Source organism: Burkholderia arboris, assembly GCF_038723655.1.
Classification (GTDB): Bacteria; Pseudomonadota; Gammaproteobacteria; order Burkholderiales; family Burkholderiaceae; genus Burkholderia; species Burkholderia arboris.
Genome location: NZ_CP109821.1, coordinates 3,419,888 through 3,434,435 on the forward strand (window position 1 = coordinate 3,419,888; position 14,548 = coordinate 3,434,435).

At 69.5% G+C, this 14,548-nt stretch carries 14 protein-coding genes and 1 pseudogene; 8 read left to right on the top strand and 7 right to left on the bottom strand.

Annotation, left to right across the window (positions count from 1 at the left end):
* Positions 1 to 291 precede the first annotated feature (291 nt).
* On the bottom strand, positions 292 to 849 hold the full coding sequence (locus OHZ10_RS16005) for a DapH/DapD/GlmU-related protein (protein WP_059233041.1): 558 nt from the start codon (positions 847 to 849) through the stop codon (positions 292 to 294).
* Between the two features lie 374 nt (positions 850 to 1,223).
* Between OHZ10_RS16005 and OHZ10_RS16010 the strand changes: the two genes are divergently transcribed.
* On the top strand, positions 1,224 to 1,838 hold the full coding sequence (locus OHZ10_RS16010) for a glutathione S-transferase family protein (RefSeq protein WP_059233040.1): 615 nt from the start codon (positions 1,224 to 1,226) through the stop codon (positions 1,836 to 1,838).
* 28 nt (positions 1,839 to 1,866) lie between these two features.
* On the opposite strand, the gene OHZ10_RS16015 is transcribed toward OHZ10_RS16010, so the two are convergent.
* Positions 1,867 to 2,835, bottom strand: a complete 969-nt coding sequence (locus tag OHZ10_RS16015; RefSeq protein ID WP_174994233.1) for an ion channel — start codon at positions 2,833 to 2,835, stop codon at positions 1,867 to 1,869.
* A gap of 165 nt (positions 2,836 to 3,000) precedes the next feature.
* Entirely contained in the window at positions 3,001 to 4,020 is a 1,020-nt protein-coding gene (locus tag OHZ10_RS16020; RefSeq protein ID WP_342703015.1) for a sulfate ABC transporter substrate-binding protein, read from the bottom strand.
* A gap of 116 nt (positions 4,021 to 4,136) precedes the next feature.
* On the opposite strand from OHZ10_RS16020, the gene OHZ10_RS16025 reads away from it, so the two are divergent.
* The gene (locus OHZ10_RS16025) at positions 4,137 to 4,331 is read left to right on the top strand and encodes a hypothetical protein (RefSeq protein WP_342703017.1); all 195 of its coding nucleotides are present in this window, start codon (positions 4,137 to 4,139) and stop codon (positions 4,329 to 4,331) included.
* A 139-nt stretch (positions 4,332 to 4,470) separates the two neighbouring features.
* Positions 4,471 to 5,364: a 4-hydroxy-tetrahydrodipicolinate synthase gene (dapA, locus tag OHZ10_RS16030; RefSeq protein ID WP_340624521.1), complete on the top strand. Its 894-nt coding sequence runs from the start codon at positions 4,471 to 4,473 to the stop codon at positions 5,362 to 5,364.
* A 59-nt stretch (positions 5,365 to 5,423) separates the two neighbouring features.
* Here the strand turns inward: dapA and OHZ10_RS16035 are convergent.
* Positions 5,424 to 5,732 (bottom strand): annotated as a pseudogene (locus tag OHZ10_RS16035) (type II toxin-antitoxin system VapC family toxin); the annotation flags it as partial.
* Between the two features lie 64 nt (positions 5,733 to 5,796).
* The gene (locus tag OHZ10_RS16040; protein WP_059233036.1) at positions 5,797 to 6,858 is read right to left on the bottom strand and encodes a LysR substrate-binding domain-containing protein; all 1,062 of its coding nucleotides are present in this window, start codon (positions 6,856 to 6,858) and stop codon (positions 5,797 to 5,799) included.
* 106 nt (positions 6,859 to 6,964) lie between these two features.
* Here OHZ10_RS16040 and OHZ10_RS16045 point away from each other — a divergent pair, with 106 nt between their 5' ends.
* Entirely contained in the window at positions 6,965 to 8,236 is a 1,272-nt protein-coding gene (locus OHZ10_RS16045) for an MFS transporter (protein WP_340624523.1), read from the top strand.
* Positions 8,237 to 8,291: 55 nt separating this feature from the next.
* Here the strand turns inward: OHZ10_RS16045 and OHZ10_RS16050 are convergent, their stop codons facing one another.
* On the bottom strand, positions 8,292 to 8,930 hold the full coding sequence (locus tag OHZ10_RS16050) for a glutathione S-transferase family protein (RefSeq protein ID WP_342703020.1): 639 nt from the start codon (positions 8,928 to 8,930) through the stop codon (positions 8,292 to 8,294).
* 112 nt (positions 8,931 to 9,042) lie between these two features.
* On the opposite strand from OHZ10_RS16050, the gene OHZ10_RS16055 reads away from it, so the two are divergent.
* From OHZ10_RS16055 to OHZ10_RS16065, 3 genes are all read left to right on the top strand, one after another.
* Positions 9,043 to 9,963, top strand: a complete 921-nt coding sequence (locus OHZ10_RS16055; RefSeq protein ID WP_342703022.1) for a LysR substrate-binding domain-containing protein — start codon at positions 9,043 to 9,045, stop codon at positions 9,961 to 9,963.
* 172 nt (positions 9,964 to 10,135) lie between these two features.
* Positions 10,136 to 10,420 (top strand): hypothetical protein, encoded by a 285-nt coding sequence (locus tag OHZ10_RS16060; RefSeq protein WP_059233032.1) that lies wholly within the window; start codon positions 10,136 to 10,138, stop codon positions 10,418 to 10,420.
* 45 nt (positions 10,421 to 10,465) lie between these two features.
* The gene (locus OHZ10_RS16065) at positions 10,466 to 12,586 is read left to right on the top strand and encodes a phosphocholine-specific phospholipase C (protein ID WP_059236587.1); all 2,121 of its coding nucleotides are present in this window, start codon (positions 10,466 to 10,468) and stop codon (positions 12,584 to 12,586) included.
* An 18-nt stretch (positions 12,587 to 12,604) separates the two neighbouring features.
* On the opposite strand, the gene OHZ10_RS16070 is transcribed toward OHZ10_RS16065, so the two are convergent.
* The gene (locus OHZ10_RS16070) at positions 12,605 to 13,228 is read right to left on the bottom strand and encodes an RBBP9/YdeN family alpha/beta hydrolase (protein WP_059233031.1); all 624 of its coding nucleotides are present in this window, start codon (positions 13,226 to 13,228) and stop codon (positions 12,605 to 12,607) included.
* A gap of 357 nt (positions 13,229 to 13,585) precedes the next feature.
* Here OHZ10_RS16070 and OHZ10_RS16075 point away from each other — a divergent pair, with 357 nt between their 5' ends.
* Entirely contained in the window at positions 13,586 to 14,527 is a 942-nt protein-coding gene (locus OHZ10_RS16075) for a glyoxylate/hydroxypyruvate reductase A (protein WP_342703023.1), read from the top strand.
* Positions 14,528 to 14,548: the final 21 nt, after the last annotated feature.

Sequence of the window (14,548 nt, forward strand, 5' to 3'; positions counted from 1 at the left end):
CCCCGATTCATGTCTCGCGCAGCATCCGGTCATCCTCACCTGTGAAACTCACAGCGTGCCGAGTCGTTTCCGGGCGCGGATATCCACAACCCGGCGAGCGGCCGGATCTTCATCCGGCTGTCGACGGACGTCTCGGCGCACCACCGCCGGGGACAACCGGAAAGGCTTGTCCGGCCGGCCCCGGCGGCACCCTCACCCTTCGAATGCACAGCGTTTCGAGTCGCTGCGAAGCGAGTTGTCCACATCGGTCCGCCGATGTCTCATCGCGCCCGCACGCGCGCCCGAGCGACGTTACTCGGCAATCGACCGGATGACCGTCGCCGGATTGCCGCCGACCAGCGTATTCGGCGGAACGTCGCGCGTGACGACCGCCGCAGCCGCGACGACCGAATTCTCGCCGACCGTCACACCGCCGATGATCGTCGCGCCGGCGCCGATCCACACGTTCCGCCCGATCACGATCGGCTTCGCGACGACGCAGTCACGGCGCCGCGAAGGCTCGACCGGATGACCGGACGTGATCAGGCTGACGTTCGGGCCGATCATCGCGTCGTCGCCGATCTCGAGCCCGCCCAGGTCGTAGAACGTGCAGTTCTGGTTGACGAACACGTTGCGCCCGAGCTTCATGCCGGTGCCGCCTGTGGCATGGAATGGCGGAATCAGCGTGAAGCCGTCGTCGACCTGCATGCCGATCAGTTCGCCGAACAGCGCACGAACCTCGGCCGCATCGTCGAACGTCAGACGGTTGAGCCGCGCGGTGATCGCCATCGCTCGTTTGACCTCGGCCACCATGGCCGCCGATTCGGACGTTCTGCGCGGAATGATCGTGGTGCGATCGTCGTTTGCCATGCGTGACTTGTCTCCAGTGATTGCCGTGTTTCGCGATGCGTCGGCGGTTGCAGCCGAATGCCTGCGGCGCGCATGTACGGGTGCTACAGAATCGGCGGTGCGCGTTGGTAGCGATGCTGCTTTTCGCCTGAATTTTTGCCGATTTTTATAACTAGTTTTCATATAACTAGTGATTGATAAACTCCCTTATCCCATCGGGCTTTGCCCGATTTTCTGCCCGATTCACGCTCGACAGATAACGCCCCAACAGTCTCTTTCAGCCGAACCGCCCCTGGCCGGGCGCCCCTGGCCGGGCGCCCCTGTCCGAACCTGCTGCGCTCGGGTACGCTTGAGCATCGACCGGACCGACACCAGCACCGAAACGCGGAGGCGCGATGAAGCTCTACTACTGGCCGAAGACCCGGGCATTCCGGGCGTTGTGGATGCTCGAGGAAATCGGCGTGGTGTACGAACTCGTGCCGATCGACCTGCGCTCGCACGAACAGGGCAGCGACGCATTCGTGCAGGTCAACCCGATGGCCAAGCTGCCCGCGCTCGACGACGGCAGCGCGCCGTTCGCCGAATCGGGCGCCGTGCTGCTCTATCTCGCCGACTGCTGCCCGGGCGCCGGGCTCGGCATCGCGCCCGACGATCCGCTGCGCGGCCGTTTCCTCCAATGGATGTTCTTCACGCCGGCCTGCCTCGAACCGGCGATGGCCGAAAAATTCACCGGCGCGTCGGGCAATCCGGTCGCGTTCGGCTGGGGCAACATCACGCGCGTGCAGCGCGCACTCGCGCAAGCGCTCGCCCACACCCCCTGGCTCGTCGGCGACCGTTTCACCGCGGCCGACCTGCTGCTCGCCAGCACGCTGAAGATCGCGTTCGACGCGCATCTGCTGCCGCACGAAGGCGTGCTCGGCGACTACGTTGCGCGCGCGGAGGATCGCGACGCATTCCGCCGCGCGGTCGCGATCGAGCAGCGCGAAGCGGCGCGGTTGCTGCATGCGTGACGCATGAGGGGGCGCCCGCCGCCCCCGGTCACGCCTGCGCGGCCGGCCCCTGCGCCGACGCGCCCGCTTCGGCCGCCACGCCCGGCGAACTGCGTTCGTCGGTGTCGACGTCGATCGGCACGACTTCGTGAAAATGCGTGTAGTCGATGTGCGTGATGCCGTCCTCGTCGTGCATCAGGTCGACATAGCGGTGACGCCAGCGGATCTCGCCATGCGTCCATGAGTGACGCGCCTGCATGACCTGCGCGGTCGTTTCGTCCGAGCCCTCGATCGTGATCAGCAACGACGCGTCGCGCGCGGCGAGCGATTCGGGCGTCTCGCCGAACAGCGCGCTCGATTCGTCGATCACGTGCATCAGGTTCCAGCCGAGCAGGAAGATCGGGTGCTCGCTGCGCACGAGCGGCAGGTCGTGGATCTTGCGCAGCGAGTAGCCCTCGTGCGTGCCTTCGATGCGCATCAGCCGCAACTTCGCCTGCGCCTCCGCAATCACGTTCTGGCGCGCATTCGCAGCACGCACCATCAGCGTCATCCGGCCGTTCAGCGGCCGCACGATCGCGTTGCGCGCGAACAGGATCTTCGCCTGCGGCCGCGAAAAGCGCGCGAACACGAGCCCCGTGGCCAACGCGATGCTCGACATCCCGACGAAGATCTCGAGCGTCGCGACGAGGTGCGCATAAACGGTCTGCGGATGCATGTCGCCATAGCCGACGGTCGCGAGCGTCTCGACGCTGAAGAAGAACGCGCCGCCGAAGCCGGCCGGCGACTGGTTCGCGATCGGCGTGCGGCCGAGCACGTAGAGCGTCGCGAAGCCGCCGTTGAGCAGCAGGAACAGCACCGCGAGCGACAGGAAGAACACGGGCCAGCTCACCGTCAGCGCGCGGTGGTAGAAATCGCGCCAGCCGAGCGGCGGCATCCCGTACGCGATCACCGGGCGGGTGCCCGACCAGATCTTGCGGCCACGGCCGCGGGAGGCTGGGGAGGACGAATCGACGTTCATCGCGCGGGGCCGGTTGCAGGGAGGCGATGAGCGTAGCACGCGCCGCGGCGGCCGGGAATGCGTGCCGGCGCGGAACGGAACTCCGCCGCGCAATGCAAAAAAAAGGCCGCGGGTGCGGCCGGCTGCGTCGTCATCGCGCGGACCCGCGCGCGATGCGCGCCGCGGTCACTTCCGGTCGACGATCACCTGGTCGAACGTGCCGCCGTCGGCGAAATGGGTCTTCTGCGCGTTCGCCCAGCTGCCGAAAACCTGCTCGACGCTGAACGTCTTCAGCGCCTTGAACTCGGCCGCATGCTTCTTCAGCACGTTCGCGTCGCGCGGGCGCAGATGGTGCTGCGCGATGATTTCCTGCGCTTCCGGCGTGTACAGGTAGTCGAGATACGCCTGGGCAACCTTGCGCGTGCCTTTCTTGTCGACGACCTTGTCGACGACGGCGACGGGCGGCTCCGCGAGGATGCTCGCCGACGGATACACGGCGTCGAACTGCGCGCCCGATGCGCCGGTGTCCATCAGCGCCACTTCGTTCTCGAACGTGACCAGCACGTCGCCGATGCCGCGCTGCGTGAACGTCGTCGTCGCGCCACGGCCGCCCGAATCGAGCACCGGCACGTTGCGGAAGATCGCCTTCTCGAAGTCGAGCGCCTGCTGGTCGGTCGCGCCCTTCTGCTTCTGGAAGCCCCACGCGGCGAGATACGCGTAGCGGCCGTTACCCGACGTCTTCGGGTTCGCGATGATCACCTGTACGCCCGGCTTCGCGAGATCGCTCCAGTCCTTGATCGCCTTCGGATTGCCCTTGCGCACGAGGAACACCATCGTCGTCGAGTACGGCGAGCTGTTGTCCGCAAAGCGTGCGCGCCAGTCCTTCGGCAGCAATTGACCGCGCTCGGCGAGCAAGTCGATGTCGTTCGGCTGGTTCATCGTCACGACGTCGGCCTGCAGCCCCTGCAGTACCGACAGCGCCTGCGCGCTCGACGCGCCGTGCGACTGCTTGATCGTGACGGTCTCGCCGGTCTTCTGCTTGTACGCGGCGGCAAAGCTCGTGTTGATGTCCTTGTACAACTCGCGCGTCACGTCGTACGACACGTTCAGGATCGACGTGTCCGCATGCGCAGCCGTCGCCGCCATGACCAGCGCCGCCGCCGCGCCCGTGTGCAGCCAACGGCCGATCCCCTTGATGCTTGCCATCGTGATATGCCCCGTTTCCAGTGGTGGTGAATGTGCGTGACGGCACGCGTACGCGCTGTCATCGAAACGTAAGCGGGCATTCTAGCGGCCGGGCGCGGCGCGCTTTCCAATCAGTCGTGGAAAGCAAATCTCGAATCCTGCTAAACGGCGGCGGCGCTCGCGCGCGCCGCCGATCCGGTGTTAAGATCGCCGCTCAGCCCACTTACGGTTCATCCATGTCCGCTACCCTGCGCTCGCTTTCGATCCTCGCCGCCGTTGCGGCAGGTACGCGCGCGGCCGGGCTGAAACTGAAAAAACGACGCCTCGACTGACGGGGACGTCGCGTCCCGTCAGGCGAATGCCGGACGGGATGCCCGCAGGTCGTTTCTTTCTCCTTGCACGCACGCCTCGCTCCGGCACTCCGCCGGCGGAACGGTTCCTTACCATGCCGTTTCCACCATGAGGCTTTGCATGAACACACGTTTCGAAGGTATCTGGCTGCCGATCATCACGCCGTTCCACCACGGCGAAGTCGACCATGCAGCGCTCGCGCGGCTCGCCCGTCACTATGCGGGCGCGGGCATCGCGGGCTTCGTCGCGGGCGCGACGACCGGTGAAGGCGTCCTGCTCGACGGGCGCGAGCAGGACGCGGTGTTCGCGACGCTGCGCGACGCGGCGCCCGGGCGGCCGATCGTCGTCGGACTGACCGCGAGCGCGACGCACTTCGCGGCCGCGCGCGCACGCGAACTCGCGGCGCTGCGGCCCGACGGGCTGCTCGTCACGCCGCCCGTCTACGTGCGGCCGACGCAGGACGGCATCCGCCGCCATGTCGAGGCGATCGTCGACGCCGCCGACCTGCCGGTGCTCGTCTACAACATCCCGTACCGCACCGGCGTGAGCGTCGAACTGGACACGCTGCAGGCGCTCGCGCGCGACCCGCGCGTCGCCGGCATCAAGGAATGCGGCGGCACGCTCGACCGGATGAGCCGGCTCGTGCACGACACGCCGCTCGCGATCCTGTCCGGCGACGACAACCAGAACTTCGCGGCGATGTGCGCCGGCGCGCACGGCGCGATCGCGAGCAGCGCACACGTGCTGCCCGAATGGCATGTGCGCATCCATGCGCTGCTGCGCGACGGGCGGCTCGCCGATGCACGGCGCCTGTCGGTCGCGCTGCAGCCGCTCGTCGCGGCGCTGTTCGCGGAGCCGAACCCGGCACCGGTGAAGGCCGTGCTCGCCGCGCAAGGGTGGTGCGAGGACGGGTTGCGGCTGCCGTTCGTGCCGGCGAGCGAAGGATTGCGGGTGCGGCTGGCAGCGATCTGTACGGCGCTCGAAGCCATCGAGTCGGACGTCGCCGCAGCATAAGCCGCTACGCCGCGCAGGGTGCTGCCGACAGACGCATTCCGACCCGACGGATTATTTCGCACTGTCAGAACCAGCGACAGGTCGTACCGAGCAGGACGAGCGTCGGCCGTCACGCGCTGAAGCGGTTCGTGGCGCGCCTGCGCGACCAGCAAGCGATCGAACGGGTCGCGAGGGTGATGAGGCAAATCACGCACCGCAGCCCCATGCGCGGCGCGAACCGGCAGCTCACGAATCCCGCATGCGCCGGTTGCCCGGATCAGCTTGCCCACGTCGATGTCGAGCGTCCCCAGACCGGCCTTGATGGCGGCCTCCCAGATACTCGCGCTGCTGACGATACGCTCGTCGGCAGCCGGGATCAGTCTGCGCGCCCCATTCAGCCGATCGGCAGAGGGACGAATGGATCGCAGCCCGCGACGGCAACCGAAGGTGTCATCAGGCCGCCAACGCCGCCGCGCCCTCCGTCGCATCCCGCACCGCCTGCGTCACGATCCGCGCCAGCCGGTCGACCGTCGGCGTCGCCGACGACGTGCGCCGCAGCAGGATCAACGGCAGGCTCGGCAGTGCCGGCAGCCCGCACGACGCCGCGTCGAGCACCCGCACCGACGCGGGCAGCCCGTAGTGCGAGCGCACCGTCAGCCCGAGGCCGGCCGCCGCAGCCGCCCATAGCCCGGCAAGACTCGGCGTCGTGAACGCGATGCGCCACGGCACGCCCGCGCGATCGAGCGCATCGGTCGCCGAGCCGAAGAACCGGCACGGCCGGTCGAACACGACGAGCGGCAGCGGCTCACCCGGCGTGCGCCCGGCACGGCTGCCCGTAGCACCTGTAGCGCCCGTGTCGCCCGTTTCGCCTTCGGCGCCGTCGCCGCCCTCGTCCGGCACCCCGAAACCACCCGCCCGCACCGCACCGATCCATTGCATCGGCACCTGTGCGATCGCTTCGCTGTCGATCCCCGCCCGCGACACGAGCGCCGCCGACGCCGGATCGCCCCACACGAGCGCGAGATCGAGCTGGTTCGCATCGAGCCGCTCGAGCAGATCGGCATTGCGCGCCACGCGCGCCTCGATCCTCACCTTCGGATGCGCACGCGCGAACCGCCCGAGCACGTCGGGCAGGATCGCTTCGCCGAAGTCCTCCTGCAGCCCGACCCGCACCCAGCCGTCGAGATTCACGCCGCGCACCGCCGCGGCCGCCTCGTCGTTCAGTTCGATCATCCGCCGCGCATAGCGCAGCATCGCGTCGCCGGCATCGGTCAGTGCGAGCCCGCGCCCGGCTTTCACGAACAGCGGCGTGCCAGCCTGCTCCTCGAGCTTGCGGATCTGCGCGCTCACCGCCGACGACGAACGCGCGACGCGGTCGGCCGCCTTCGCAAAACTGCCGAGATCCACGCCCGCAACCAAGCTACGCAGCGCCGCCACGTCGAAGTTGGGCCGCGCCAGCGTGGCATCGGCCACCGCAAGCGGCTCGCCGCCGCGCGGAATGTCTTGTCCGGGCATTTCAACCATCCTGATTTATCGAATGATTTATCACAAACTTTCCAATTTTCAGGATGAATGTAGGCCGCCAGACTGTGGATGTCAATTTCCAACCGGGCCCGCCGTCATGGATACCTCGTGCATCGCCTCCCCCTCCTCGCCTGCCCGCGACGTGCGCGGCCCGGCCCATCGCTGGCGCGTGCTGGCGGCCGGTGTCGCCGCGAACATGAGCTTTTCGGCGGCCGCGGCCGGCATCCCGACCACGGCCGTGTGGATGCGCACGGCCTATCACCTCGACAACGGCGCGCTCGGCCTCGTGCTCGGCGCGCTCGGCTTCGGCGTCGCGCTGTCCGAGCTGCCGTGGGGAATCGCCGCCGACCGCTTCGGCGATCGGCGCGTGCTGCTGACCGGGCTGGTCGCGACGGCCGCGATGCTCGCGCTGATGGTGGGCACGATCGTCCCGACCGCGCACGCAGTGCCGCCGCTGATGCGCGTCGTCGCGGCCATGTGCTGCGTCGGCCTGCTCGGCGGCAGCGTGAACGGGTCGAGCGGACGCGCGGTGATGCGCTGGTTCGGCGAGCGCGAACGCGGGCTCGCGATGAGCATCCGCCAGACGGCCGTGCCGCTTGGCGGCGGCGTCGGCGCGGCGCTGCTGCCATCGCTCGCGTCGCATCTCGGTTTCGCCGCGGTGTTCGGTGCGCTGATGCTGCTGTGCGCGGGATCGGCCGCCCTGACCTGGCGCTGGCTGCACGAGCCGCCCGCCGAGCCGGCCGCGGCGCGCGTCGCCACGCATCGCCCGGCCGGGCGGCAGCCGTCCGCCCCGCAGGCGCGCAACCCGCTCGCGAGCGGCCCCGTGTGGCGCATCGTGCTCGGCATCGGCCTGCTGTGCGCGCCGCAGTTCGCGGTGCTCACGTTCGCGACGGTGTTCCTGCACGACTTCGGCCGGCTCGGCCTCGCCGGCATCAGCGCGGCAATGGTGGTGCTGCAACTCGGCGCGATGGTGATGCGCGTGTGGAGCGGCCGTCATACCGACCGGCACGGCAACCGGCGCGCGTATCTGCGCGGCTCCGTGTTCGTCGCGGCCGGGTCGTTCGCGCTGCTCGCCGCGGCGACAGCCGGCAGTGCGCACGTACCGCTCGCCGCGATCGTCGCGATTCTCGTGTTCGCCGGCATCTGCGTGTCGGCATGGCACGGCGTCGCGTACACGGAACTCGCGACGCTCGCGGGCGCGAACCACGCGGGCACTGCGCTCGGGATGGTGAACACGATCGTCTACCTCGGGCTGTTCGCGACGCCACTCGCGATTCCGCCGCTGCTCGCGGTCAGCTCGTGGAGCGTGGTGTGGCTCGCAGCCGCGCTGGTCGCCGGCGCGACCTATCCGCTGTTCGCCGCGAAATAGCCGTTGCCCGTCTCACGCGGGCGTCGCGGCACACACCACGACGCCCGCGCATCCGTCAGGCTGCCTCGCGCGCCAGCGCACGCCGCGCAGCCGGCCGTTCGGCCTCGCGCTGCGCATGGGCTGTCCACGCCGCATGCTGCGTCATGTCGAGCCCGATCGCGGCGCCCCAGCGGTACAGCACGAGCAGGAACGGATCGACGATCGAATGCGCGCCCGGTTCGGCCCACGTGCGGCCATCGGCGAGCGCGGCTTCGATCGTCGCGTTCGCGGCTTCGATCGTGTTGCGCCCGTGCGCGCTGATCGCACCGTGCAGCGCCGGATCGTCGATGAAGCGGCCCGGCCGCCACAGCGTGCCGTAGCCGACGCCATGCACCCAGCCGACCAGCCAGGCGAGCCATTCGTGGCACCGCGCCTCGCGCAGCGGATCGCCGAGCGGCAGCAATTGCGCATCCGGATGGCGGCGCGCGAGATACGTGAGGATCGCCGGCGTTTCGGTCAGCGCGCGCGGCTCGCCCGGAATCGCGAGCACGGGCACGCGCGCCTTCGCGTTGATCGCGAGATAGCGCGCGTCGAGATTCTGCTGCTTCTGCACCGAGACGATCTCGACGTCGAACGGCGCGCCGGTTTCCTCCAGCGCGATGTGGGCGGCAAGCGAGCAGGCGCCCGGCGAAAGATAGAGACGATATGCGTTCATGATGGCGTGGCCCGACGAGGCTGTGGAAGACGGAACCGAGTGTAGGAACGTGTACCGGTGCGCCGCAAACGATGAATTGTCGTACTCGGGCATTAGTGTTACTAATACCCGCATGCGACGCATCCACCTCCCTCCGCTGCAGACGCTGCGTGCGTTCGAGACCGCCGTGCGGCTGCAAAGCTTCACGCGCGCGGCCGACGAACTCGCCCTCACGCAAGGCGCGGTCAGCCAGCACATCCGCGCGCTCGAAGCGCAGCTCGGCCATCCGCTCTTCACGCGCGAGCGTAACGGCGCGACGCCGACGCATGCCGCGCACGCGCTCGCGCTGCAGGTGCGCCAGGGCCTGAGCGTGCTCGAACGCGCGTTCGAGCCGGCGCTCGCGGTACGCCGCCGCCCGCGTCCCTGCGACGTGACGCTGAACGTCAGCGTGCTGCCGAGCGTGGCCGAGCGCTGGCTCGCGCCGCGCCTGCCGCGCTTTACGGCCGCGCATCCGCACATCGCGATCGCGCTGCACCCGGACGTGGCGCTCGCGCCGCTGCGCAAGCGCGATCGCATCGACGTCGCACTGCGCTACGGGCCCGGCACCTGGCCGGGCGTCATCGCCGAGAAGCTGATGAACGAAACCCTCTTCCCGGTCGCGAGCCCCGCGTACCGCAATCGCGACGGCGTCGCCCCGCGCGCGCCGGCGGAGCTCGTCCGCGCGACGCTGCTGCGCCATCCCGCGCAGCCGTGGGAACCGTGGCTCCAGGCCGCACGGCTCGACCTCACCGAATCCGCGCGCGCGCCGCGTTTCACCGATACGAACGCGCTGATCGACGCGACGCTGCAAGGCCGCGGCGTCGCGCTCGCGCGCCGCTCGCTGATCGAGCCCGAGCTCGCGGACGGCACGCTGGTGCGCGTGTCGACGGTGCGCATCACCGACGTGTATGCGCACTACGTCGTCTGGCGCCCCGGCCATCCGCACGAGGCGGCGATCCGCACGTGGCTCGACTGGCTGCGCAGCGAGGTGCGGCGCAGGACGCCGCGGCGCTGACCGGCCGCGATCGGCAGGCGGCCGCCTGCCGGCCCGCCACACGCGAAAGCCAATGGTCAGCCTGGCGAAAGCCTTTCGCGATCACGCGCCCGACGCAAACGATTCACCGAAACGTCGCATCGCATCGGCATACTCGAAAACGTTTCCCGATCAGCCTGCCAGGAGAGAAGTCATGCGTCGCGTTTCCGTCGTCGTCGTTCTTTGTGCCGCCGTTTTCGTCGCCGCCTGCAGCGACGACGGGCAGCACGACGCCCACGCGACCGACGCCTCGCAGCAAGCCGGCGCATCGTCCGGCTCTGCCAGCGCGTTCAACAACGATGCCGCAGCGAATGCCGCCGCGTCCGATGCGGCGCCGCTCGCGCCGCCCGTCGTGCACTACCCGCCCGATGACGACGACGACGCGAAGCCCGCGGCGAACGCGGCCGCGTCGAGCGCCGCCGCATCGTCGCCGGGCTGATTCCGCCGCTTCCGTCCCCCCGACCGCAGAACCGAGGTGAACAACATGACGTCATCGAGCCGCCGCCGTTTCCTGCATACCGTCGCACAATCCGCGGGCGCCGCCGTTGCGCTCAACGCCTTTCCCGAATCGATCCGCCGCGCGCTCGCGATTCCCGCCGCGCGTGGCACCGGCACGATCCGCGACGTCGAGCACATCGTCGTGTTCATGCAGGAAAACCGCTCGTTCGATCATTACTTCGGACACCTGCGCGGCGTACGCGGCTACAACGACCGCTTCCCGATCCCGCTGCCGAACGGCAAGCCGGTCTGGTACCAGCCGTCGAAGGCCGATCCGGGCAAGCCGGTGCTGCCGTTCCGGCTGAACACGCTGACGACGAGCGCGCAGTGCGTGGGCGATCTCGACCACTCGTGGTACAAGACGCACGCGGCGATCGACGGCGGCCGCTACGACCAGTGGCCCGCGAACAAGACCGACATGACGATGGGCTATCACGTGCGCGAGGACATCCCGTTCCACTACGCGCTCGCCGATGCGTTCACCGTGTGCGACAACTACTTCTGCTCGCTGCCGGGGCCGACGCACCCGAACCGCTCGTACCTGATGACGGGCACGGTCGACCCGACCGGCAAGTTCGGCGGCCCGCTGCTCGACAACAGCGACTATGTCGACGGCGACGGGCCGCCGGCCTACCAGTTGCTGTCATGGACGACCTTTCCCGAGCGCCTCGAAGCGCACGGCGTGTCGTGGCAGATCTATCAGCAGGGCACGACGGGCAACGACCCGTACAACGGCAACTACGGCACCAACGTGCTGCAGAACTTCGCGAACTTCATCAACGCGAAGCCCGGTTCGTCGCTGTACCAGCGCGCGCAGACGGTGCGCACGCTCGACAACCTGAAGGACGACGTGATCAACGACCGGCTGCCGCAGGTGTCGTGGCTGTGCCCGCCGGCCGCGTTCTCCGAGCATCCGAAATACACGCCCGCGTACGGCGCGAACTACACGTCGCAGATTCTCGATGCGCTCACGTCGAACCCGGACGTGTGGCGCAAGACCGTGCTGTTCATCATGTACGACGAAAACGACGGCTTCTTCGACCACATCGTGCCGCCGCAGCCGCCGACGTCGGCCACGCAGGGCGCGTCGACCGTGACGACCGACGGCGAGCTGCATACGGTCGTGAACCCCGGCCGCGGCGGCAGCTACACGGCCGACGGCCTGCCGTACGGCCTCGGGCCGCGCGTGCCGATGACGGTCGTGTCACCGTGGACCAAGGGCGGCTACGTGTGCTCGCAGGTGTTCGACCACACGTCGGTGATCCGCTTCATCGGCGAGCGCTTCGGCATCGACGAACCGAACATCACGCCGTGGCGCCGCACCGTGTGCGGCGACCTCACCGCCGCGTTCGACTTCCGCTCGTCGGATGCGTCGTTCCCGCCGCTGCCGGATACCAGCCAGTACCGCTCGATCGCGGACCAGCAGTGCACGTCGCAACCCGCGCCGACCGTGCCCGCGACGCCGTCGCCGGTCGATCCGCAGGAACCCGGCGTGCGGCCCGCGCGCGCCCTGCCGTACGAACTGCACGTGAACGCGAGCATTTACGGTGGGACGAAGCTGCGCATCGAGTTCGCGAACCGCGGCAACCAGGGCGCGCACTTCCACGTGTATGCGACGAACCGCACCGACGGCCCGTGGCGCTATACGGTCGGCGCGCGCCGCGTGCTGCATGCGGACTTCGACCTGACGGTGACGAACGGCGTGTATGCGTTCTCGGTGTACGGGCCGAACGGCTTCGTGCGCGTGTTCTCGGGCAACGTGTCGGCCACGGCCGTGCATCACCGCAACCCGGCACAGCCGGAGGTGAAGGCCGGCTACGACGTCGCGAACGGGAACCTGTACCTGAAGCTGCACAACCACGGTGGCGCCCACGTCGCGCTGACGCTGACCGACAACGCGTACGGCACGCCGGCGCGGCAGGTGACGCTGCACGGCGGCGGCGAGCAGGTCGAGCAATGGGCGCTCGCGTCGAGCCACCAATGGTATGACGTGACGGTCAGCGACGGCGCGAACGGCACGTTCTCGCGCCGCTTCGCGGGCCACGTCGAGAACGGCCGGCCGAGCTACTCGGATCCGGCCGCCGTCAAGCCCGTCGCCGCGTCGTAAGCGCGACGGCCCGCGCCGTCAGACCGCGTGCGCGAGCGCGCGGTCGACGAGCGCGGCTTCGAAGCCGTCGTCCGCGTCGCGAAAGCGCAGCGGCGCCGCGCAGTGAACCAGCGTGTCGATGAAGTATTTCGCGCGCGGCCACGGCCCGAACCCGGCCGCCGTGTTGATGTGCCCGGCGTCGCCGAGGTTCACGAACGCGCTGCCGAGGCGCTGCGCGAGCGTGCGCGCGTCGGCGAGCGGCATCCACGGATCGGTCTCGCTGCCGATCACGATCGACGGCACCGCGAGCCGGCGGGCGTCGAACGGCCCGGCGAACGTGAATTTCTTCGGGCTGGCGGGCGCGACGAACAGCACGCCCGCGACATCGCCCGTATGCGGCCCCTGCGCGAGCGCGTGTGCGGCCGCAAGGCAGCCGAAGCTGTGCGCGGCGAGCACGAACGGGCCGCGCTCGCGATCGAGCAGCGTGCGCACCGAGTGCGCCCAGCCCGCGAGATCGGGCGCGTCCCAGTCGTCCTGCTCGACGCGCAACGAGCGCGGAAACTGCCGCTCGAGCCAGGTTTGCCAGTGAGCGCCTTCGCTGCCGTGCAGGCCCGGAACGGTGACGAGCCGCGGCGGCCACGCCGATTTGCTGCATGCGCTCATGATTGCCCTCGCTTGCTTGAAGACGAGGTTCGATTGTGGCGCGGCGGACCCGGCGGCCGAACCAATATTTTGTGCTTTGCTTTTGCGCGGCCGGCGGCCGCGCGGCGGTCCGGCGGCGGTCTGGTGGCGGCCCGATGGCGGGCCGCGCCGGACGCACGGCCCGCGCGACGGCGCGATGCGCCGCGAAACCGTAGAATGTGGGCTTCCCGTCAGCTTCACACGGAACCGGTCCGGGCGCCGACGCGCCGTGCCGGTCGTCAGGAGACGCCCGATGTCCGCTACGTCCGCCGGCGCGCTGCGCCCGGCTCCGCTCGCCGTTCCCGTGACGCGCCTCGCCGGCGCGCGCCCCTTCACGCAATGAAGATCCTGTTCCATTCCCCGCACCAGGAAGCCGTCGCGTGGCGCGACGAGATCGCTCACGCGCTGCCGGAAGCCGAGTTGCGCGTGTGGCAGCCGGGCGATACGGCCCCCGCCGACTACGCGCTCGTGTGGCGCGCGCCGCGCGAGTTCTTCGCGCCGCGCGACGGCCTGCGCGCGATCTTCAACCTCGGCGCGGGCGTCGACGCGCTGCTCGCGCTCGATCGCGCGCATCCGGGCACGCTCCCCGCGCACGTGCCGCTGGTGCGGCTCGAAGATTCGGGCATGGCGCAGCAGATGGTCGAGTACGTGACGTACGCCGTGCTGCGCTACCTGCGCCGCTTCGACGAATACGACCTGCAACAGCGCGAGCGCCGCTGGCAGCCGCTCGAACCGCATGCGCGCGCGCGCTTCGCGGTCGCCGTCCTGGGCCTCGGCGTGCTCGGCACCCAGGTCGCACGCGCGCTCGCCGCGCTCGGCCTGCCCGTGCGCGGCTACAGCCGCAGCCCGAAGCAGCTCGACGGCGTCACGACCTTCGCCGGCGACGGCGCACTCGACGCGTGCATCGACGGTGCGAAGGTGCTCGTCAACCTGCTGCCGAGCACGCCCGACACCGACGGCATCCTGTCGTCGCGCGCGTTCGCGCGGCTCGCGCCCGGCGCGTACGTCGTCAACGTCGCGCGCGGCGCGCACCTGGTCGAGGCTGACCTGCTCGACGCGCTCGCGAGCGGCCGGATCGCCGCGGCCACGCTCGACGTGTTCCAGCACGAGCCGCTGCCGGAAGACCATCCGTTCTGGCACGCGCCGCGCATCACGATCACGCCGCACAGCTCGGCCGAAACGCTGCGCGAGGAAGCCGTCGAGCAGATTGCCGGCAAGATCCGCGCACTGGCGCGCGGCGAGCCGATCAGCGGCGTCGTCGACTACGCGCGCGGCTACTGAATTCCGCCCTACCGAACAATC